At 63.7% G+C, this 20,242-nt stretch carries 18 protein-coding genes; 13 read left to right on the forward strand and 5 right to left on the reverse strand.

All coding sequences use genetic code 11. The annotated features are described in order from the left end of the window. Positions 1-28: 28 nt before the first annotated feature. Both FFS60_RS22340 and FFS60_RS22345 read right to left on the reverse strand, forming a co-directional pair. Positions 29-1,102 carry a 3-deoxy-7-phosphoheptulonate synthase gene (locus FFS60_RS22340; protein WP_028627316.1) on the reverse strand — a complete coding sequence of 358 codons (1,074 nt, stop codon included), beginning with the start codon at positions 1,100-1,102 and terminating at the stop codon, positions 29-31. Positions 1,103-1,270: 168 nt separating this feature from the next. Continuing rightward, a complete protein-coding gene (locus FFS60_RS22345) occupies positions 1,271-1,681 on the reverse strand; it encodes a PilZ domain-containing protein (RefSeq protein ID WP_028627317.1) in 411 nt (136 codons plus the stop codon). Here FFS60_RS22345 and FFS60_RS22350 point away from each other — a divergent pair. The 5 genes from FFS60_RS22350 (at position 1,680) to cysB (ending at position 5,578) form a co-directional block, all read left to right on the forward strand. Further along, entirely contained in the window at positions 1,680-2,066 is a 387-nt protein-coding gene (locus FFS60_RS22350; RefSeq protein WP_137823181.1) for a thioredoxin, read from the forward strand. The genes FFS60_RS22345 and FFS60_RS22350 overlap by 2 nt on opposite strands. Next, entirely contained in the window at positions 2,067-3,020 is a 954-nt protein-coding gene (locus tag FFS60_RS22355) for a putative 2-dehydropantoate 2-reductase (protein WP_137823182.1), read from the forward strand. A gap of 13 nt (positions 3,021-3,033) precedes the next feature. Continuing rightward, the gene (locus FFS60_RS22360; protein WP_028627320.1) at positions 3,034-3,939 is read left to right on the forward strand and encodes a 5'-nucleotidase; all 906 of its coding nucleotides are present in this window, start codon (positions 3,034-3,036) and stop codon (positions 3,937-3,939) included. Positions 3,940-3,983: 44 nt separating this feature from the next. Next, positions 3,984-4,484, forward strand: coding sequence for a universal stress protein (locus FFS60_RS22365; RefSeq protein ID WP_028627321.1), 501 nt, complete (start codon positions 3,984-3,986; stop codon positions 4,482-4,484). A gap of 119 nt (positions 4,485-4,603) precedes the next feature. Next, positions 4,604-5,578, forward strand: a complete 975-nt coding sequence (cysB, locus tag FFS60_RS22370) for an HTH-type transcriptional regulator CysB (protein ID WP_028627322.1) — start codon at positions 4,604-4,606, stop codon at positions 5,576-5,578. A gap of 106 nt (positions 5,579-5,684) precedes the next feature. On the opposite strand, the gene FFS60_RS22375 is transcribed toward cysB, so the two are convergent. Next, the gene (locus FFS60_RS22375; RefSeq protein WP_137823183.1) at positions 5,685-6,038 is read right to left on the reverse strand and encodes a hypothetical protein; all 354 of its coding nucleotides are present in this window, start codon (positions 6,036-6,038) and stop codon (positions 5,685-5,687) included. Positions 6,039-6,042: 4 nt separating this feature from the next. After that, on the reverse strand, positions 6,043-6,777 hold the full coding sequence (locus FFS60_RS22380) for a phosphoadenylyl-sulfate reductase (protein WP_028627324.1): 735 nt from the start codon (positions 6,775-6,777) through the stop codon (positions 6,043-6,045). A gap of 194 nt (positions 6,778-6,971) precedes the next feature. Between FFS60_RS22380 and thrH the strand changes: the two genes are divergently transcribed. Beyond that, the gene (gene thrH, locus FFS60_RS22385; protein ID WP_028627325.1) at positions 6,972-7,589 is read left to right on the forward strand and encodes a bifunctional phosphoserine phosphatase/homoserine phosphotransferase ThrH; all 618 of its coding nucleotides are present in this window, start codon (positions 6,972-6,974) and stop codon (positions 7,587-7,589) included. Between the two features lie 124 nt (positions 7,590-7,713). Here the strand turns inward: thrH and pabB are convergent, their stop codons facing one another. After that, entirely contained in the window at positions 7,714-9,063 is a 1,350-nt protein-coding gene (gene pabB, locus FFS60_RS22390) for an aminodeoxychorismate synthase component I (protein ID WP_137823184.1), read from the reverse strand. Positions 9,064-9,227: 164 nt separating this feature from the next. Here pabB and FFS60_RS22395 point away from each other — a divergent pair, with 164 nt between their 5' ends. The 7 genes from FFS60_RS22395 (at position 9,228) to FFS60_RS22425 (ending at position 19,986) form a co-directional block, all read left to right on the forward strand. Further along, the gene (locus tag FFS60_RS22395) at positions 9,228-11,942 is read left to right on the forward strand and encodes a LuxR C-terminal-related transcriptional regulator (RefSeq protein WP_256658128.1); all 2,715 of its coding nucleotides are present in this window, start codon (positions 9,228-9,230) and stop codon (positions 11,940-11,942) included. Then, on the forward strand, positions 11,939-14,650 hold the full coding sequence (locus FFS60_RS22400) for a LuxR C-terminal-related transcriptional regulator (protein WP_137823186.1): 2,712 nt from the start codon (positions 11,939-11,941) through the stop codon (positions 14,648-14,650). The genes FFS60_RS22395 and FFS60_RS22400 overlap by 4 nt, the downstream gene beginning before the upstream one ends. Positions 14,651-14,878: 228 nt before the next feature. Next, the gene (locus FFS60_RS22405) at positions 14,879-15,328 is read left to right on the forward strand and encodes a DUF6160 family protein (RefSeq protein WP_028627329.1); all 450 of its coding nucleotides are present in this window, start codon (positions 14,879-14,881) and stop codon (positions 15,326-15,328) included. A gap of 86 nt (positions 15,329-15,414) precedes the next feature. Continuing rightward, positions 15,415-16,176, forward strand: a complete 762-nt coding sequence (locus FFS60_RS22410; protein WP_028627330.1) for a C39 family peptidase — start codon at positions 15,415-15,417, stop codon at positions 16,174-16,176. A gap of 37 nt (positions 16,177-16,213) precedes the next feature. Next, a complete protein-coding gene (locus tag FFS60_RS22415) occupies positions 16,214-17,218 on the forward strand; it encodes a transporter (RefSeq protein ID WP_028627331.1) in 1,005 nt (334 codons plus the stop codon). A gap of 24 nt (positions 17,219-17,242) precedes the next feature. Beyond that, complete coding sequence (locus tag FFS60_RS22420) at positions 17,243-18,829, forward strand: outer membrane protein transport protein (RefSeq protein WP_036996965.1); 1,587 nt, start codon at positions 17,243-17,245, stop codon at positions 18,827-18,829. Further along, on the forward strand, positions 18,829-19,986 hold the full coding sequence (locus tag FFS60_RS22425) for a MalM family protein (protein WP_137823187.1): 1,158 nt from the start codon (positions 18,829-18,831) through the stop codon (positions 19,984-19,986). The genes FFS60_RS22420 and FFS60_RS22425 overlap by 1 nt, the downstream gene beginning before the upstream one ends. The last annotated feature ends 256 nt before the right edge of the window (positions 19,987-20,242 follow it).

Genomic DNA, 20,242 nt, shown 5'->3' on the forward strand with positions numbered 1-20,242 from the left:
GCCCGGCGTTTTCGTTTCCAGCTGTCGATCAGCGCTGGCGCTTGGGCAGCACATCCTTGAGCTTGGCGTGCATGCTGCGCAGGGCTTTCTCGGTGGTGTCCCAGTCGATGCAGGCGTCGGTGATGGAAACGCCGTACTTCAGCTGGTCGAGGTCTTTCGGAATCGACTGGCTGCCCCAGCCGAGGTGGCTTTCCACCATCAGGCCGACAATGGAGTTGTTGCCTTCCAGAATCTGGTTGGCGACGTTGTCCATGACCAGAGGTTGCAGGGCCGGGTCCTTGTTGGAGTTGGCGTGGCTGCAGTCAACCATCACGTTCGGACGGATGCCGGCCTTGCTCAGCTCCTGCTCGCAGATGGCAACGCTGACCGAGTCGTAGTTCGGCTTGCCGTTGCCGCCGCGCAGGACCACGTGGCCATAGGCATTACCCTTGGTGGTGACGATGGAAACGCCGCCTTCCTGATTGATACCCAGGAAGCGGTGCGGGCTGGAAACGGACTGCAGGGCGTTGATCGCCACGGTCAGGCTGCCATCGGTGCCGTTCTTGAAGCCGACGGCGGAAGACAGGCCGGAAGCCATTTCGCGGTGGGTCTGGGATTCGGTGGTGCGGGCGCCGATGGCCGACCAACTGATCAGGTCCTGCAGGTACTGCGGGGAAATCGGGTCCAGGGCTTCCGTGGCGGTGGGCAGGCCTTTTTCGGCTAGGTCGCGCAGCAACTGGCGGCCAATGTGCAGGCCATCCTGGATCTTGAAGGAGTCATCCAGGTACGGATCGTTGATCAGGCCTTTCCAGCCGACGGTGGTGCGCGGTTTTTCGAAGTACACGCGCATGACCAGGAAGAGGGTGTCTGACACCTCGGCGGCCAGGACCTTGAGGCGATCGGCATACTCGTGGGCAGCCTTGATGTCGTGGATGGAGCAGGGGCCCACGACTACGAACAGGCGATGGTCTTTGCCATCGAGGATGTTGCGGACCACCTGGCGGCCGTTGGCGACGGTGTTCAGTGCTTCATCGGTCAGGGGAATTTCGCGCTTCAACTGCTCCGGCGTGATCAGGGTCTCGTTGGAGGCAACGTTAAGGTCGTCGATCTGTAAATCAGCCATCGTGCTTTTCATCGTTCAGGGTCGTCAGGTCACGGGTGCAGGCCGCCAGCGATCCCCGTATGGCGGAGAGCACAGCAGTAAAAACGCGGCGGGGACGGGAACCTTAACGCTTTCCACGCAGCCTCGACAATGGCGAATGCACGCGCCGGACGTGGAATTTGCACGATTTCAGACGGGGGCGAAGTCCGCAGCGTGCAGGGCGATCCATTCCTGTGCCACGGCCTCTGGTGCCAAGGCGTGGCCAACGGATGCCTCGCGTTGCTTGCGGTACTGCTCGATCAGGCAGATCTGCTCCACCATTCGTGCGCGGAACATGTTTTCCTCATCGGTGAAGGCGATGCCGATCATGTAGTCCTCGGCCAGTTTGCGGCACCAGGCCACTGCCCCGAAAAAACGGGCCTGATCGCCCAGCAAGGGGATGCAGAGTTCTATCGCGGTGCCGCGCCGAAACGCACGGGTGGAGTTGCATGCCACCCCACCCAGGCTGATATCGTGCAGCCGCTGCAGGGGTATGTGCCTGCCTTTGCGCGGAACCAGCTCGACGGGCATCTCCGTCGTGTGACGCAGGAATTGACGCATGACCGCAAACTCCCGATGCCTCGAAAGCGGCATCGCACAAGACACTATAGTGCCCGAGCTGGAGCTGACCGACCTCGATGCCGATCACCGTCTGCTCGACTTCCCTGGCACCTCCTTGGTGATCTTTACGAGCCCGGGATGCGCCAGTTGCCGCTGGGCCCGCCAGAATCTGCCGGGTGCGGCCTTGCCGGTGGACCGATTGTGCTGGATAGATGCCGGCAATAATGGTGGGCTGGTCCAGCGTTATGAGGTATTCCACCTGCCTGCGTTGTTCGTGGTCCGAAATGGCCTATTCCATGGCGCGCTGCACTCCAGCCTGCGGCGCGAAGATCTGATTCATGCCCTTGGCCGGGCATCGGCCTGGCCGGCAGAGGAGCTTCCCTAGATGAGTTCAAGCAAACCGTGCATCGGCATCATCGGTACCGGTGCAATTGGCGGCTTTTATGGCGTGATGCTGGCCCGCGCCGGCGCTGACGTGCATTTCCTGCTGCGCAGCGAGTACGACGCCGTGGCGGCTCGCGGCCTGCAACTGAACAGCGCGGTGCATGGTGCCCAGGCACTGTTCCCGGCCCAGGCCTACCGTGATGCAGCCGAAATGCCACCGTGCGACTGGCTGCTGGTCGGGGCCAAGACCACCAGCAATGCTGCATTGGCGCCGGTCATCGCCCAGGCTGCGGCGCCGGGAGCCAAGGTCGTGCTGCTGCAGAACGGCCTGGCGGTGGAAGACGAACTGCGTCCGCTGCTGCCCGAGTCCCTGCACCTGCTTGGTGGTCTCTGCTATATCTGCGTGCACCGCTCGGCGCCGGGGGTGATCGAACACCAGTCCCTGGGCGCGGTGAACCTCGGTTACCACTCGGGGCCGGCTTGTGACGAGGCGGAACGCCTGGCTCTGACGGAGGAAGGTTCGGCATTGTTCAAGGCCGCCGGCATCGATTCGGCCGCCGTGGCCAACCTTGAGCAGGCTCGCTGGCAGAAGCTGGTCTGGAATGTGCCCTACAACGGCCTGTCGGTGCTGCTGAATGCCGGTACCACCGCGCTCATGGGCAATGCCGACAGCCGTGAGCTGATCCAGGCGATCATGGAGGAAGTGGTGGACGGTGCTACTGCAGTTGGCCATCGCATCCCGGACAACTTCGCCGCCAAGCTGCTGGCCTCCACCTACCGCATGCCCGACTATCTGCCGAGCATGTACCACGACTTCGTGCAGAAGCGCCCGCTGGAACTCGGCGCTATCTATGAGGCCCCGCTTTCCGCAGCCTCCGCTGCGGGCTTCGAGATGCCGCGCGTTCGCGCGCTCTACCAGGCGCTACGCTTCATCGATGCGCGCAACCAAGGCTGAGAGGCGGACCTTCATGGGTAAAGGGCTGGGTGACAAGCTGGTACTGGCAATTTCGTCGCGGGCGCTGTTCGACCTGGACGAGAGTCATCGGGTCTACGAGGCGGAAGGTATTGAAGCCTACCGCCAGTACCAGATCGACCACGAGGAGGAGGTGCTGGCCCCCGGCGATGCCTACCCGTTGGTGGAGAAGCTGCTCGCCCTGAACGAGCAACTGGGCCAGCAGCGAGTGGAGGTCATTCTGGTATCGCGCAATAGCGCCGATACCGGCCTGCGCGCGTTCAACTCCATCCAGCACTACGGTCTGGGTATCTCCCGCGCCGCCTTCGTCGGCGGGCGCAGCCCGGAGCCTTACCTGCGCGCCTTCGGCTGTCACCTGTTCCTGTCTACCCACGCCGAAGACGTGCGGGGCGCCCTGCAAAGCGGGTACGCCGCTGCCACCATTCTCTCGGGTGGCCCGCGTCGTGCCGCCAGCAATGAACTGCGCATCGCCTTCGACGGCGATGCGGTGGTTTTCTCCGACCATTCCGAGCGTATCTACCAGACTGGCGGTCTCGAGGCCTTCCAGGCCCACGAACGGGACTCCGCGCGCGAGCCGCTGGATGGCGGTCCCTTCAAGCCCTTTCTCTCGGCGCTGAACCGGCTGCAGCAAGAGTTCCCGCCGGACGCCTGCCCGATCCGTACGGCGCTGGTAACCGCACGCTCCGCACCGGCGCACGAGCGAGTCATTCGCACCCTGCGTGAGTGGGACATCCGTCTGGACGAATCCTTCTTCCTGGGCGGGTTGGAAAAGGCAGCGATCCTCGAGACCTTCGGTGCGGATGTGTTCTTCGACGATCAGGCCGGGCACTGCGAAAAAGCGCGCGATGTAGTGGCTACCGGGCATGTGCCCCATGGTGTGAGCAACGAGCCACAGTTCTGACTAAGCTCTGGTGAGGCCGGCCATGTAGGGCGGGAGGAGGCCTCATGATTCGCTCCATTCTCTATGCCACGGACCTCGGTCTCTATGCTCCCTATGTGCTGCAACACGCCTTATCCCTTGCCCGGGCCTTCAATGCCCAACTCTATGTGGTGCACGCGGTCGAACCCCTCGGGCTGTTTGCCGAGTCGGTGCTGCAGACCTATCTCGATGACGACACGCTGAACGAGCTGCGGGCCAAGGGGCTGGGCACCGTCATGTCGAGCATCGAGCAACGGGTGCTGGAGGGGTTTCGCGACGAAATGGGCGAGGCCGTGCAGGACCTGGACATGATTCGTGCCGTGCGGGTGGTCCAGGGCGATCCGCCGCTGGTCATTCTCGAAGAAGTGCAGAAACTCTCGGTGGACCTGCTTGTGGTGGGGAGCCACAGCCACGGCACCTCACTGGAAACACCACTGGGGCGAACCGCCGCACGCCTGGTGCAGTTGTCTGAAGTGCCGGTTTACCTGGTTCCCATGCTCCAGCATCGCGGACGTAACGACTTCTGATCGCCGCTGGTCGCACGTTGTGCAAAGCAGAAAAAAGCGTCTAGTTTTATTCAGCAAACCATTAATATGGTTATAAACGCCGCCGACATCCTGCGGCGTATCCGCTTTGAGGATCGCCTATGAAGCTCCAGCAACTGCGCTACATCTGGGAAGTGGCGCACCACGACCTGAACGTGTCCGCCACTGCACAAAGTCTCTATACCTCGCAGCCGGGCATCAGCAAGCAGATCCGCCTGCTGGAAGATGAGCTGGGTGTCGAAGTATTTGCCCGCAGCGGCAAGCACCTCACCCGTGTAACGCCTGCCGGGGAGCGCATCATCACCACGGCGGGTGAGATCCTGCGCAAGGTCGAGAGCATCAAGCAGATTGCCCAGGAATTCTCCAACGAGAAGAAGGGCACCCTCTCCATTGCCACCACCCATACCCAGGCGCGCTATGCATTGCCGCCGGTGATCGGTGGCTTCATCAAGCAGTATCCGGATGTCGCGCTGCACATGCATCAGGGCACTCCGATGCAGATCGCCGAGATGGCCGCCGACGGCACTGTCGACTTCGCCATCGCCACCGAAGCCCTGGAGCTCTTCGGTGACCTGGTGATGATGCCGTGCTACCGCTGGAACCGCTGCGTCATCGTTCCCCAGGGCCACCCGCTGGCAAAACTGCCCAAGCTGACCCTCGAAGCCCTGGCCGAACACCCCATCGTGACCTACGTATTCGGTTTTACCGGTCGCTCCAAGCTGGACGAGGCGTTCAGCCACCGCGGCCTGACTCCCAAAGTGGTGTTCACTGCCGCTGACGCCGACGTGATCAAGACCTACGTGCGGCTGGGGCTTGGCGTAGGCATCGTGGCCAAGATGGCGGTGGACGCCAAGCTCGACAGCGACCTGGTGGTGCTCGATGCCAGTGAACTGTTCGAATCCAGCGTGACCAAGATCGGCTTCCGTCGTGGCACTTTCCTGCGCGGCTTCATGTGCGACTTCATCGAAAAGTTCGCCCCGCACCTGACCCGCGACGTCCAGGCCAGGGCCGTGCAGTGCCACAACAAGGCCGAACTGGACGAACTCTTCCATGGCGTGGAGCTGCCGACTTACTAAGCGGTGCAGACAAGAACGAAGCCCGGCACACGCCGGGCTCTTCTTTTATTGAAGCATGGTCGTTGCGGGTGGGCTTCGCGGCGCTCAGCCACAACCTGCGAGACGCTTAGAGGCGATCCAGGCCGTTGCGGTTGGCCAGGTCCTTGAGGCGTTCGACTTCCTGCTCACTGGTTTCAGTGGTGGGCGAGGGCGGTTGCAGCACATCGCGTAGAAAAGCCAGGAACACGGTGTAGACCTGCTCCTGGCCATCATCATCACGCACCACGAAGAAGGGGGCTGTTTCCACGCCGTAGTGTTGCGCCGCGATCCAGCCGGCGCTGGCCGGGTTGCGCTCGTCGGCCACCAGGATGCGGTCGATCCGCCCCAGGTGGCCGCCGCGCTCCAGACGCTCCATCACATCCCGGCATTTGCGGCAGTCCTGGCCGTCGGCCAGGACCTTCTTCACCAGGGTGATGCGCATGGCGTCAGGCCTTGCTGATGAGGTTGCCGGCGTGCAGCCCGCATTCCTTCTGGGTGGCCTCTTCCCACCACCAGCGGCCTTCGCGCTCGTGCTGGTTCGGCAGCACTGGGCGGGTGCAGGGTTCGCAGCCGATGCTGATGAAACCGCGTTCGTGCAGCGGGTTGTAGGGAATCTCCAGCATGCGGATGTAGGCCCAGACTTCTTCGCTGGTCATTTGTGCCAGCGGATTGAACTTGTACAACGGCTTGTCCGGCGTGGAGAAGGCGCTGTCCAGTTCCAGCGCTGCCACCTGGGAACGGGTGCCCGGGCTCTGGTCGCGGCGCTGGCCGGTGGCCCAGGCCTTGACGGTAGAAAGCTTGCGCTTGAGTGGCTCGATCTTGCGGATGCCGCAGCATTCGCCATGGCCGTCCTTGAAGAAGCTGAACAGACCCTTTTCCTTGACGAAGGGCTCCAGCAGTCGCGGGTCCGGCGACAGCACCTCGATCGCGATGCCGTAGTGTTCACGCACCTGTTCGATGAAGCGGTAGGTCTCCGGGTGCAGGCGACCGGTATCCAGGCTGAATACCTTGACGTTCTTGTTCAGTTTCCAGGCCATGTCCACCAGCACGACGTCCTCGGCGCCGCTGAAGGAGATCCACAGCTCGTCGCCGAAATGCTCGAAGGCAAGCTTGAGGATGTCCTGGGGGGACTTTGTGGCGTAGGCCGTTGCGAGTTCGGCGACGTCGAAAGGTTGGCTCATCAGGCAGGCTTCCTTTTAGGGGATGGCGCTGGGCGCGCTCTATGGCGCGCATCTTAGCAAAGGGGAGTTATGCCCCTAAATAACCATGAGGAAGCACCACTGTTGTAATTGGCTATATGCGTTGCATTGCACGGTATCGGGTGAGTCGCTAGAGTGCCGCCTCCAATCAAAAAAGCCATGCGGGGAAACTGCTCGTGGAAATCGCCTGTCTCGACCTTGAAGGTGTACTGGTTCCGGAAATCTGGATTGCCTTCGCGGAAAAAACCGGAATCGAAGCGCTCAAGGCGACCACCCGGGACATTCCGGACTACGACGTGCTGATGAAGCAGCGCCTGCGCATCCTTGACGAGCATGGCCTCAAGCTCTCCGACATCCAGGAAGTGATCGCTACCCTGAAGCCGCTGGAAGGCGCCGTGGAGTTCGTCGACTGGCTGCGCGAGCGCTTCCAGGTGGTCATTCTTTCCGACACCTTCTACGAGTTTTCCCAGCCGCTGATGCGCCAACTGGGCTTCCCGACGCTGCTCTGCCACCGCCTGATCACCGACGAGACCGATCGCGTGGTGGACTACCAACTGCGCCAGAAAGACCCCAAGCGTCAGTCCGTACTCGCTTTCAAGAGCCTCTACTACCGTGTGATCGCCGCCGGCGACTCGTACAACGACACCACCATGCTCAGCGAAGCCCATGCCGGCATCCTGTTCCATGCTCCGGAAAACGTGATCCGCGAATTCCCGCAGTTCCCGGCGGTGCACACCTACGAAGACCTCAAGCGTGAGTTCATCAAGGCCTCCAGCCGCCAGCTGAGCCTCTGATTCCCCCGCCCATGAAAAAGCCCGCGAAAGCGGGCTTTTTCGTTTTTGCGCCCCGCTCCCATTGGAAGAGGGGCCGGGGGTGAGGGATGTCTACTGGCTCGGTGTCGATCCGGCCCCCAATTTTTTACTCGCCCAACCCCTCCAGTGTCTGCATCAGCACCTTCACCTTGGTGATGGATTCCCGGTACTCCTCCTGCCAGTCGGAGTCGGCAACGATACCGCCGCCGCCCCAGCAACTGGCCTGGCCGTCCTTTACCAGCACGGTGCGGATGGCGATGGAACTGTCCAGTTCGCCGCGAACATCCAGGTAGAGCAGGGAGCCGCAGTAGATCGAGCGGCGGGTGGGCTCCAGCTCGTCGATGATCTGCATGGCGCGGATCTTCGGTGCGCCGGTGATGGAGCCGCCGGGGAAGCTGCCGGTGATCAGGTCCAGCGCATCCTTGCCTGCTGCCAGGCGGCCTGTGATGGCGCTGACCAGGTGATGCACGTTGGGATAGCTCTCCAGGGCGAACAGCTCTGGCACTCGCACCGAGCCGATGGCGCAGCTGCGCCCCAGGTCGTTGCGCAGCAGGTCGACGATCATCAGGTTCTCGGCGCGGTCCTTGTGGCTGGCCAGCAGTTCCGCTGCCTGGGCGCGGTCTTCTTCCGGCGTACGGCCGCGCGGCCGGGTGCCCTTGATCGGGCGGGTTTCCACCTGGCCCTGGCTGACCTTGATGAAGCGTTCCGGCGACAGGCTGAGGATCGCCCCGCCATCGTTCAGTGCCTGGTAGCCGGCGAAGGGGGTAGGGCAGGCGGCACGCAGGGCCTGGTACGCGGTCCAGGGATCCCCTTCACAGGGTGCCTGGAAGCGCTGGGTGAAATTCACCTGGTAGCAGTCGCCGGCCTGGATGTAGGCCTGCACCCGTTCGATGGCGTTGCGGTACTGACCTTCCTCCAGGTTGGCGCGAAAAGGCGCGCGCAGGCAGAAGGGGCCGGAAGGTGCCTGGCAAGGCTCGCTGAACAGGGCGACCAGTCGTGCGCGCTCTGCCTCTGCCAGGCACGGATGGAACACCAGTTGGCTGGTGCGCAGCTGGTGGTCGCTGATCAGTGCCCAGCCGTAGAGGCCGAGCTGGGCGTCCGGCAGCTGGAGGTCGTCGATGGCCTGGTCCGGCAGTTGCTCCACGCGGCGGCCGAAGTCATAGGCCAGGTAGCCGATCAGTCCGCCGACGAACGGTAAGTCGATCCCCGCCGGCAGGCTGGCCTCACCCAGGCCGTCTAGAGCCCTCCGCAGGCGCCGGGCGAAGTCGTTGGCCGATTCGCCCGGTACCGCTGCAAATGCTGCCAATGGCCAAGCGCTGAATAGGTCATAGCGTCCACGCTCGGCGACTGGACGGCCAGCGTCCAGCAGCACGGCGCCGGGCGCCTGACGGACCAGGGCGAAGCGTTCGCACGGAGATTCGTGATAGGGAAGAGCGTGTAATTGGCAGTCGGGCATAGGGCGACGCAGGCTAAGTGCAGGAGCGGATTCTAGTCTGCCTCTAGTGTCGATCCTAGAGCCTTTTCCGACGTTTACGTAGGAAAAGCATTCTGATACTTATGTACCAATCCCACGGGCATGTACGCCCGTTCCACAATGATAACGATACAGGGATTCAGGCAGTGGACGCAGTTCTCAACCCCGCAGCCGGTAGCCGCCAGCGCTCCAAGCTCGTCACACCCCAGGCATCCGCCGATTATCTGCCAAGACCCCAGGTCCAGGCGGCCTTGGCCGCTCATCCCCATGCTCGCCTCATGCTGTTCTCGGCGCCTGCCGGGTTCGGCAAGACCACCGCACTTGCGGCCCTTGCCGAACAGCGCCGAGCCGCGGGCAGCGCCGTGGCCTGGTTCTCCCTGGAGGCCGAAGACGACGACCCCGCACGCTTCTTCCAGCAACTGATCAAGACCCTCGGCGAAGCCGTTCCCGGCATCGGGGACTACGCCCGGGGCTACCTGCAGAACACCATGCAGGTACCGGTAAACGCCGTGCTGGAAAGCCTGCTGGTCGATCTTGCCCGGCACACCGGGCCGCTCCTGCTGGTGCTGGATGATTTGCACCTGCTGAAAGACCCCGAACTCTTCTCCGCGCTCGGTCGTCTCGTGCGCCTGGCCCCTGCGAGCTTCACGCTGGCCGTAGGCAGTCGCTCCTTGCCACCGCTCAACCTGGCCACCTTGCGGGCCAAGGGTTGGCTGCTGGAGATCGGCCTCGACGAGCTGCGCCTGTCTGCCGACGAAACCCGCGACTACCTGGTCCGTTCCGGATTGCAAGTGGATGATGCCCTACTGGCGGCGCTGCACAGCCATACCGAAGGGTGGGCGATAGGTGTCCAGCTGGCGAGCCTATGGCTCCGTCACCAGCCCCAGGCGGCCGAGCAGATGGAGCGCCTGGGCAGTGACCAGGCCACCGTCGGCCAATACTTGCTGGCCAGCGTATTCGAACACCTGCCCGTCGAGCTGCAGGACGCCTTGCTGGCCTTGGGTGTCGCCAGCCAGCTCAGTGGCGACCTCGCCAATGCCCTGACCGGCCGCCACGATGGTCAGGCCCTGCTGGAACGGCTGGAGACCATGCAACTGTTCCTCCTGCCGCTGGACCGCGAGCGCCAGTGGTACCGCTTCCACCACCTGTTCGCCGACTTTCTGCGTAGCCGTCTCAAGGCCCGTGACCCCGAGCGCCTGAAGCAGCTGCATTTCAATGCCAGCCTCTGGTTCACCAACCACCACATGCAGAACCTCGCCATCGAGCACGCCAGCCTGGCCGAAGATCCGGAAATGCTCGCGGCCCTGGTGGATGGGTGCGGCCTGGAACTGATCAACCGGGGCCAACTGAACAAGATCTACCGCTGGCGGCAGAAAGTGCCGGACGACATCGCCGAGCGTTATCCGACCCTGGTGCTGGCGGACGTCTGGAATCGCGCCACCGAAATGGCGCTGCCGGAAGCCAACCAGATGCTCGACGAGCTGCTGGCTCGCTGGGGCGGCGCCCGCGCCGAAACCCAGCTCAGCGACAAGTACCTGGCGACCTTGGCCGTGAAGGCCGCTCTCGCCTTGCAGAAGGATGATCTCGAACTCTGCGTGACCATCGCCCGCCGGGTCGAGGCCCAGCTCGGGCGCAACCAGGCCTTCCTTGAAGTGGCCATCCTGGTGATCGGCGCCATGGCCCTGGTGATCCTCGCCCAGCCGGAACAGGCGCGTCGTCTGCTGGCCCTGGCTCAGCAGCGCAATCACTTCCTCGAAGGCCGCTACCTGGACATGCAACTGGCCAACGTGGAAATCCTTCTCGCCCTGGAGCAGGGCCAGGTGAAGCAGGCGCAGATGCTCTTCGATCAGATGCGCGCCCAGGTCGTGCCGCATCTGGGCGAGAAGTCCCGCGCCATGGCCCTGCCGGTCATCGTCGAATCCCTGATCGCCTACCAGCAGGGGCGTATTGACGGTCTGGAGGAACGCCTCGGCGCCGCACTGACGCATATCGACGTCATCCGCCCGATCGACATCTACGCCCAGGGCATGCTCTTCCTGGCGCGCATCCAGCGCATGCAGGACAAGCCCAAGGAGGCCCAGGCCACCCTGGTGCTCATGCAGAACCTCGCCGCCCGCAACCAGTCCTGGCGTTTTTATGCGCGGGCGGTGGCCGACGAAATCTCGTTGATGCTGCAGGAGCCGGGTACCGATCGCATCAAGCGTGCCGAGCAACGCTTCAAGGGCGTGGACTGGAACAAGCTTGCCGGGGGCGGCAGCCAGCACGGCGCCAACTCGGCGCTCTGGGTGCAGGGGTTGATTCGTGTGCGCCTGCAGCAGGCTCGCGGTCACTTCAGCGAAGCCCTGCACGAAATCACCCAGTTGCGCGGCAAGCTCCAACCCAATTGGCATGGCTTGCAGCGCCTGCGCCTGGACCTGCTGGCCGCCCTCAGCTACCAGCGCCTGGGCTACCAGGAACGCTCCCAGAGCCTGCTGGTGCAATGCCTGCTGAGTGCCGAGCGCGAAGGCGTGCGCAGCCTGTTCATCGAAGAGGGCGAGGCCATTCGCCAGCTGCTGCAGCAGTTGGAGTCGGCGGAGCGTCAGCCCGCGCTGCAAGGCTTCATCCGCGACCTCCTGGCGTCCTGGCCTGGCAACGACGCTCGCAAGTCCCTGGATGTGCTCGAAGAGGGGCTAACCGACCGCGAGCGCGAAGTGGTCTGCCTCGCCGCCAAGGGCATGTCCAACGAAGAGATCGGTCAGCAACTGGCCCTGGCGCTGGGGACCGTCAAATGGCACCTGCACAACATCTACGAAAAGCTCAAGGTGCGTAACCGGACCCAGGCGATCCGGCGCGCCCGCGAGCTGGGGCTGCTCGAATCATGACCGACCTCTGCCTGTCACGCCCGCACCAGATCCCCTTGCTGCGCACCAAGCTGTTTCCAGCCGATGCCGGCGGCCGCCCGGTGCTGCCACGTCGCGCCCTGATCGAGCGCCTGCAAGCGGCGCGCAGTCGTCGCGTGCTGGTGCTCAGCGCCCCGGCCGGCTTCGGCAAGAGCACCGTGCTCAGCCTGTTCCGCCAGCACCTGCAGGCTGACGGCGCGCACGTCGCCTGGCTGTCCTGCGATGAGGCCGACAGCGAACCCCAGCGTTTGCTGCAATACCTGGTTGCGGCTGTGGATGCGGCCTTGCCCGGCTTTGGCGGCAACACCGACGGGCTGCTGCAGGGTGATGTGAACTGGCCTATCGAAGCGGTGATCGACGCCTTCGTCGGCGATCTCAAACGCATCGACGGCGACCTCTACCTGATGCTCGATGACTTTCATCGCATCCGTCACGTCGCCCTGGACCAGGGCGCCCGCTACCTGATCGAGAACCTGCCGGCCAATGTCCACCTGGTCAGCAGTACCCGCTTTACGCCGCGCCTGTTGTTCAGCGAGGCGGAGTCCCTGTTGCTCAAGGCGGAAGACCTGCGCCTGACCTTCGAGGAGACCGAAGCCTACTTCCGCGAAGTGCGCCAGCTGCCGTTGTCGAGCAGTGAAGTGCGCCTGCTCCACACCCGCACCGAGGGCTGGATCACCGCGCTGCACCTGGCCAGCCTGGCGCTCGCCCGACATCCGGATCGCGCAGCGTTCCTTGCCAGCCTGAGCGGCACCGAGCGCAATATCGCCGACTACCTGACCGAGGATGTGCTCGACAGCCTGCCGCAACCCTTGCAGCAGTTCCTCGATCAGACCTCCGTGCTGGATGAGCTCTGCGCCGACCTCTGCAATGCCCTGACCGGTCGCCGCGATGGGCTCGACATGCTGATGCGGCTGCAGCGCGAGCAGCTCTTCATCATCCCCCTGGACGAGCAGGGCGAGTGGTTCCGTTACCACCATCTGTTCGCCGAATTCCTCCAGGGACGGCTGGCGCGCCAGACCGATCCGGCGACCCTGCTGCACGCCGCGGCGCGCTGGTGCGAAGGGCACGACCTGCCGGATCGCTCCATCAAGTACGCCTTGCGCGGCCGCGACTTCGCGTTCGCCGCTGAGCTGCTGGAGCGCCAGGGCGCGCGACTGATCGCCGGCAACCGGGTCTACGGGATTCTCTCCATGCTCAAGGGCGTGCCCGCCGAGGTCATCCGCGAACATCCGGTGTTCCAGATCTTCTACGCCTGGCAACTGGCCTTCGAGCAGCGCTTCGCCGAGTCCGAGGCGCTGATCGAGGAAGTCAGCACGCGCCTGCTTCAAGGGCGCGGCAAGGTCATTCACTTCGGCCTTGGCGAATTGCTGGCTGCGTCCCAGGTGCTCAAGGCCCTGGTCATGCTCTACCAGGACAAGCTGGAGGCCTGCCTCAAGGTTGCTCGCCAGTGGCTCGCCATGGTGCCGGACAACCAGCCGGTGTTCCGCGCCAGCCTGGCCTGCGTGCAGGCGGCGGCCTATGCGCTGATGGGTGAGTTCGGTGAGGCCGCGAAGGCCATCGCCGTTGCCCGCGACAACCTGAAGCTGGTGGACAGCGAATACCTGCACGTCATGACCAGCCTGATCGAAGCGCTGATCTGCAAGGAAAGCGGCGAACTGGAGCGCGGCCGCGCCATCGCCGAAACCGCTCGGGTACGTGTGGAGCGGGTGTTCGGTCGGCGCAGCCGGGTGGGTGGGCCGTTGGCCCTGGCCTATGCCGACCTGCTGTACGAACAGGACCGCCAGGCGGCGATACTCGCCGAGCTGCCGCTCGCCACCACCTGGCGCGACGTGGCGACACCGGTGGAACTGATCAGCCGGGGCCAGTTGGTGATGGCGCGGGCACGCTTCTTCGCCGGTGAGGCGGAGCAGGCCCTGGTCCAGCTCGACGAATGGCTGGCTGGGCTGCAGGGCGCGGGCTACGAACGGGTCTTTGCCCACGGCATGGCCTGCAAGGTCCAGTTCCTGCTCTGGCTGCGGCGGCCCAATGAAGCCGAGCGCATCTGCCTGCAATTGCAGCAGCACCTGGCGGTGTTGCCGCTGGCGCGCTACTCCGACGCCCATACGGCACTGGCCCTGACTGAAGCACGCCTGGCCCTGACCGAGCGTCGTCCCGAGCGGGCCCAGGCCAGCCTGGAAAATTGCCTGGCGCGGCAACAGGACGAGCACCAGCGGGACCGTCGTCTGCGACTGTCGCTGTTACTTTCTGTGGCGTATTGGCGCAAAGGTAACAGCGAAAAAGCCTTCGCCCTGTTCCAGAACACCTTGGAAGAAGCCTGGAACCGCGGCTACCGCCGGCTGTTCCAGGATGACGCGCTCTGGCTGCTGCCGCTCTGGGATGCCTGGCGCGCCGCCGAGCCCAAGCGCGCCGGCGCCTGGCAGGGTGTGGCCGAGAGCTTGCGCGAGCAATGCCGCCGGCTCTCCGTCGACCCTGAAACTTTCGATGAAAATCAAGATGTTAGCCATCGCGAGCGGGAGATCCTGCGCTATGTCGCGGCCGGTCTTTCCAACCGCGACATCGCCCAGGCCGTGCATTTGTCGGAGGCCACCATCAAGTGGCACCTGCACAACCTGTTCGCCAAACTCGGGGTGCGTAGCCGCACCCAGGCGGTATTGAAAGGCAAGAGTCTGGGCCTCCTGAGCGAGGCCTGAGGTGGAAGCCCCGTCGCCCTCCATCCCTTGGATGGGCTGGCAGCGGAGGAGGGGCTCAGTAGTTTTGTTCCCAGGTCGAGAAGCACGGTGCTTCACGAATCCACGCCGGATGCGCCTAGGGAAGCAGTGTCCGGCCTGGAGATCGGCGTGAGCCGGTCCAACTGCCGATGACAGGAGTCGACGGCAGGCCCTGGGGCAACCCACCTGTGAACTTTGGAGATAAAAAGAATGAAAAGCTTCAAACAACTGGCTCTGGCCGCTGCTGTACTTGCCGCTCCGTTCATGGCCCAGGCCGACCTCAAGGCCATGGATGATTCCGCGCTGTCCGGTGTGACCGGTCAGGACGGCATCAGCATCTCCGGTAGCTTCAACGGCAGCATCGGCAGCATTGTCTACTCCGACTCCGAGACTGTCGGCAGCACCACCACCACCGGTTCGCTGCGCCTGGAAACCGTGTCCTTCACCGGCTTCGACATCCTCGACAGCGACCCGCTGAAGATCGACGTCATTGACGGCGGCGCCAGCGGCGACAAGCTGCAGATCAGCCTGCCGTCCATCACGGGTCAGCTCGAAGTCGGTGCCATCCGTGTCGGCGACTCCAGCGCCGCCAGCATCGGCTCCCTGGCCGTCAACAACATGAACATGTCCGGCTCCACCATCAAGGTCTGGGGTCACTGATAGCGTTCAGCCGGTAATCCGGAGAGCCTCGCCGGCCTGGTCCGGCGGGGACTTTCCCCGAGAAGCGTCGAGTAGTCGGAACGGCAATGATCGAAATCCTGGTTGGCAGTTTGCTCGGTCTGTTTGGCTTCACCCAGTCGGTGGACACCAAGCCGCAACCACAAGGTTCGGTGAACATCAGTCAACCGCTGTCGCCCAATGGCCCCTACCGCGAGACGGCAGTGGTGGAGCCGATGAGCCAGTTGCAGTTCCGCAACGTCATCCGCCAGGCCTACGACTACAGCTGCGGTTCCGCCGCGCTGACCAGCCTGCTGGACTATTACCTGGGCCGGAACCTGGAAGAGCGCCAGGTGATGGAAGGCCTGCTGCGCTACGGCGAAGCCGACAAGATCGTCGAGCGTCGTGGCTTTTCACTGCTGGACATGAAGCGCTTCGTCAGCGCCCTGGGCTACAAGAGTGGCGGCTTCCGTGCGGAGTTCGCCGACCTCGACGACCTGGAGCATCCGGCCATCGTTCCCATCCACTACGGTGGCTTCAAGCATTTCGTGGTGGTGCGCGACGTCTACAACGACCACGTGTTCGTCGCTGACCCCGCACTCGGCAACATCAGCTTCACCCGTGCCCGCTTCGAGGAAATCTGGGACCAGAACGTCCTCTTCGTGATCTTCCCCTCGGGCAATGAACCACAGAACGCCATGGCCCTCACCGAGCGTGACCTGCGCCTGGTGGACGACCGCATCGTCAGCCTGTTGGCGTTCCAGGAATTTCCGCAGATCACCAAGTTCACCCAGAACGAAATCGACGAACTGGGTTCGGGGGGCGATATCCGCTACATCCGCCGCAAGTGACACCCGCTCATAACAAGAAAGACCTGGGGATAGCACCATGGGACCAAGGGAATACGCATGGCTGGCCATGCTGGTGCTCTGTACCAGTCTGCCGCTGCACGCCGAGGAATCCTCGGTGGACGATGCGCGTGATGCGCTGAGCAAGAAGGACGACGACGCCGACAGCGCCAAGGCGCTGGAGGAGGTCTTCCAGGCGTCCGAGAAGAGCTACACGCTGCTGAAGAAAGGCGAGCGCACGCTCACCTACGGTTTCGACTATTCGCTGGTGCGCGATGTCCGGGTCGAAACCTTCCGTACCGGCGCCAACGTCTACAGCGTGCTCAGCGAGAGCGAGGCCCAGCACACCTTCACCAACGCCTTCACCTTCGACTACGGGGTGTGGGACAACCTGACCTTCAGCGTGCGCCTGCCCTTCGTCGCCAAGTACGACACCGAGCGCGACCTGAACGTCTACAGCCTCGGCGACATCTCCGCGTCCCTGCGCTGGCAACCCTGGGCGGCGACGCGCGGCCGGCCGGTCAGCACGCTTTTCGCCACCCTCGGCCTGCCGACGGGCGAGAGCCCCTACGACATCAACTCCGACAACGACCTGTCCACCGGCAATGGCTACTACAGCCTTGGCGTGGGCGCCAACATGTCCTACGTGATCGACCCGGTCGTGCTGTTCGGCTCGGTCGGGTACACCTACAACATGCCGGTGCACGACATCCACCAGATGCGCGGCGGGCGCATCCTGGAAGACGTGGAACCGGGCGACACCCTCAACTTCAGCATGGGCTTCGCCTATGCGCTGTCCTATGACGTGTCCCTGGCCACTTCCTACCAGATGGCCTACACGACAAAGCCGACCTACAAGTTCCAGACCGCCAACCTGGAGGGCACCGAACAGACCAGCTCGATCATGAACTTCTCCCTCGGCCTGCGAACGTCGCCGGACTACATCGTCAACGTCAACGCTGGCTTCGGCATGACCGAGGACTCACCGGACGTCCTCCTGGGGTTATCCGTTCCCCTCGACATCAAAGGCCTCAAGGCCCAGTAACCGGCGAGAGCGCACCTCATGAGCATGCATCTTTCGCCGCTTGCGCGGGCGATCGCCGGGGTTGGTCTGTGCTGGGCGGGCATCGCCCAGGCGCAACTGGCCAACGACCTGACCATCGGTAACCCCAAGGCGATGGCCATGGCCAACGCCGTTACCGCCGATTCGTCCGGTATCGACGCCGTGCACTACAACCCGGCCGCCCTGACCAAGCTCAAGGGCCGCCAGACCACGGTGAAGTTCCTCACCGGGGTGATGGACATCCGCGCCAAGTTCGAAGCACCCGAGGACTACGGCTTCCTCGGCTACGACGACGACCCGGTCGCCAATTCCAGCAGCCGCACCCTGACCCCGGCCATGTACCTGCCCGGCATGGGCGGCATGACCGAAGTGCCCGTGCTGTTCGCGCCGCTGGCGGGCTTGTCGATCAACCCACCGGGTTCCAAGTTCACCTTCGCCACCAACGTCTACGCGCCCATGGCCCTGGGCTACTCGCGGGATTCCGACAGCGATCCGGCGCGTTACCAGGGCCGAGAGGTGGCCTTGCAACGCATCACCTACTTCTCGCCTTCGGTGGGCTACCAGGTGAATGACGAACTGGCGGTCGGACTGTCCGTCGGTTTCTCCCATCAGGCGATGGCCCTCAACCAGGACTTCCGCAACCCGGGCTTCCTTACCGGCCTGACCCGGCTGTTCAACGAGTTCCTCTGCCTGCCGGGAATGGGGGAAGTGGTGTCGGGGATCATCAACGTCTGTGGTGGCAAGATCGGGCCTTTCGATACCCTCGCCAACATGGACCTGGACCTGCAGCAGTCGCTGTCGCCCACCTGGAACATCGGCGTCCTCTGGGAGCCCACCGACTGGTTCGCCTGGGGGGCCACCTACCAGAGCGAGGCGCGCATGCACCTGCAGGGCAAGTACCGGGTCGACTACAGCAAGGACTGGCAAGGCTTCTGGTCCGGCATGCAGTCGTCGCTCTTCGGACAGGTGCTGAGCCCACTGTTCCCTTATGGCAACGTCGATGAGGAAATCGGCAACGCGTCGCTGGACATGACCTACCCGGACAACTTCTCCACCGGGATCAAGCTCGTGCCCTTCGACCGCTGGCAGTTCAACCTCGACCTGAAGTGGAGCGGCTACAGCGACTGGAACGAGTTCGAGATCGAGTTCGACCGCGAGCTGGACCTGCTACGCATCGCCAAGAACTTCGGCGGCGGCAACGCCACCAGCCACAGCATCATCCTCGACCGCGGCTACCGCGATACCTGGAGCTGGGCGCTCGGCGTGCAGTACCAGTGGACCGACAGGCTGGCCGTGCGCGCAGGCTACGAATGGCGTCCGTCGGCGATTCCCGACGACAAGGCGGATGTGCTCGCGCCCATCGGGGATGCCCATCTCTATGGCCTGGGCCTGGGGTACCGCTGGGACAAGGACACCAACATCGACATCGGCTTCAACTACTTCACCACCCAGCAAAGCACCAAAGCCAACACCAGTTGCAGCCTCAACTGCACCGGCATCGACAACCTGGTGTACAACCCCTATGCCGGGCAGAACGTCGAGACGTCCGTAAAGGCATACATCCTGGCCCTGACCTACCAGACGACCTTCTGATGAAAGCGCCCATCCTGTTCCTCGCCCTGACCCTCATCGGTACCGCACAGGCCAGCAGCGGCCGCTACCTGACCTGGATCGATGACCAGGGCCGGGTGCACAACACCTTCGTCGACAGCCGCTACAGCGACCAGCAGCGCCAGGCGGCCAAACGCATCGCCCAGAGTGACCAGGCGCGCCTCAAGGATGCCGATGGCACGGTCTGGCCCGGCAGTGCCAAGGCCGGCGAGAGCAAGCGGCGTTACTTCACCTGGGTGGATGCCAGCGGCAATCTGCAGAACAGCTTCTACGCAGCCGGGCAGGTGGAGGCGGGGGAACGCAACTTCGTCCTGCCCAACGGCCAGCGCTCGGAGGAGTATGTCGATTCCGACGTGCTCGAAGGCCGCGGCTACTCCCGACCGGAACAGGGGCCGGCCTATTTCACCTGGGTCGACGAACAGGGCCGCACCCACAACTCGCCGGTGCCGGCACGGGGCAGGGCGAGCGCGGATGACGAGGAACGGCCCGGCCCCATCGCCTACACCGAAGCACGCGAAATGGCGTTCAAGCGCAAGGCCGCGTTGCTGCCGTCTCTCGACGGTCAACCCACCGCCGCCATGAAAGCCTTGCTGGAAGGCAGCGAAGAGCAGGGCGAAGCGTTGTACCAGAGCCTGGTGGACCGCTGCTGCGGCCAACTGCCGGATGACGCCTTCACCGAAGTCTCGGTCGAAGAGCCGCGCTACGAAGAATTGAACAATCTCTCGCCCAGCTTCGAGTTCCCCATGGGGCGCAGCTACTACAGCGCCCTCAAGCTGCCGCGCTCACAGCACAGCTATGGCCTGCGCATCCGCAGTTTCGCCAACCGCCAGGTCGTTTATCCGTCCCTGCTGTTCCTCGACGAAGCCAAGCGCCCGACCCGTCTGGTGAGCGACGCCGTCTACCAGCTCCACGGCGAAACCTGGTACCGCTACGCCTTCATCGAAGGCACCGTGCAAGTGCGCGCCAACCAGGGTGAGCGTTACGTGTTGCTGCTCACCACCGAGGAGGACCGCAGTCTGCAGACCCTGGACAACAAACCCTTCAAACGCCCCCTGCAGGACCTCGCCTTGAGCGAGTCGGGCATGCAGGTACACGAACACAGCGATCAGGGCTCGTTCGAGCTGGCCATCGTGAAATAACCGCACAACGCCCTCTGTAGGGGCGATTTCAATCGCCAAGCAGGCCGAGGCCTGCCCTGCTGAATCTCCGGGGCAACTGCGTTGCCCTTGGCTAATGAATTGGCTATGTCTGCGTTAAGTGTTGCTAGAACGTCCGGAGCCAGGCTGCTTGCCGAGTTCTGCGGATGTTTCTGGTTTCGTCCCCCCGGACGAGTCCCTTTCTCAAGCGCCGAAAGGAACCAAAGGGCTTGCCCCTGCATCCGGGTTTGGCTCCGCC

It is taken from the genome of Pseudomonas sp. D(2018) (genome assembly GCF_005502555.1).
Taxonomy (GTDB): Bacteria; Pseudomonadota; Gammaproteobacteria; order Pseudomonadales; family Pseudomonadaceae; genus Metapseudomonas; species Metapseudomonas resinovorans.

Excerpts from the sequence above, each read along its gene's own strand:
- FFS60_RS22345 (WP_028627317.1), bottom strand. The coding sequence starts at position 1,681 with ATGCGTCAATTCCTGCGTCACACGACGGAGATGCCCGTCGAGCTGGTT.
- FFS60_RS22360 (WP_028627320.1), top strand. The coding sequence starts at position 3,034 with ATGGGTAAAGGGCTGGGTGACAAGCTGGTACTGGCAATTTCGTCGCGG.
- FFS60_RS22355 (WP_137823182.1), top strand. The coding sequence starts at position 2,067 with ATGAGTTCAAGCAAACCGTGCATCGGCATCATCGGTACCGGTGCAATT.
- FFS60_RS22420 (WP_036996965.1), top strand. The coding sequence starts at position 17,243 with ATGCATCTTTCGCCGCTTGCGCGGGCGATCGCCGGGGTTGGTCTGTGC.
- FFS60_RS22405 (WP_028627329.1), top strand. The coding sequence starts at position 14,879 with ATGAAAAGCTTCAAACAACTGGCTCTGGCCGCTGCTGTACTTGCCGCT.
- pabB (WP_137823184.1), bottom strand. The coding sequence starts at position 9,063 with ATGCCCGACTGCCAATTACACGCTCTTCCCTATCACGAATCTCCGTGC.
- cysB (WP_028627322.1), top strand. The coding sequence starts at position 4,604 with ATGAAGCTCCAGCAACTGCGCTACATCTGGGAAGTGGCGCACCACGAC.
- FFS60_RS22350 (WP_137823181.1), top strand. The coding sequence starts at position 1,680 with ATGACCGCAAACTCCCGATGCCTCGAAAGCGGCATCGCACAAGACACT.
- FFS60_RS22415 (WP_028627331.1), top strand. The coding sequence starts at position 16,214 with ATGGGACCAAGGGAATACGCATGGCTGGCCATGCTGGTGCTCTGTACC.
- FFS60_RS22410 (WP_028627330.1), top strand. The coding sequence starts at position 15,415 with ATGATCGAAATCCTGGTTGGCAGTTTGCTCGGTCTGTTTGGCTTCACC.
- FFS60_RS22400 (WP_137823186.1), top strand. The coding sequence starts at position 11,939 with ATGACCGACCTCTGCCTGTCACGCCCGCACCAGATCCCCTTGCTGCGC.
- FFS60_RS22340 (WP_028627316.1), bottom strand. The coding sequence starts at position 1,102 with ATGGCTGATTTACAGATCGACGACCTTAACGTTGCCTCCAACGAGACC.
- FFS60_RS22425 (WP_137823187.1), top strand. The coding sequence starts at position 18,829 with ATGAAAGCGCCCATCCTGTTCCTCGCCCTGACCCTCATCGGTACCGCA.
- FFS60_RS22365 (WP_028627321.1), top strand. The coding sequence starts at position 3,984 with ATGATTCGCTCCATTCTCTATGCCACGGACCTCGGTCTCTATGCTCCC.
- FFS60_RS22380 (WP_028627324.1), bottom strand. The coding sequence starts at position 6,777 with ATGAGCCAACCTTTCGACGTCGCCGAACTCGCAACGGCCTACGCCACA.
- FFS60_RS22375 (WP_137823183.1), bottom strand. The coding sequence starts at position 6,038 with ATGCGCATCACCCTGGTGAAGAAGGTCCTGGCCGACGGCCAGGACTGC.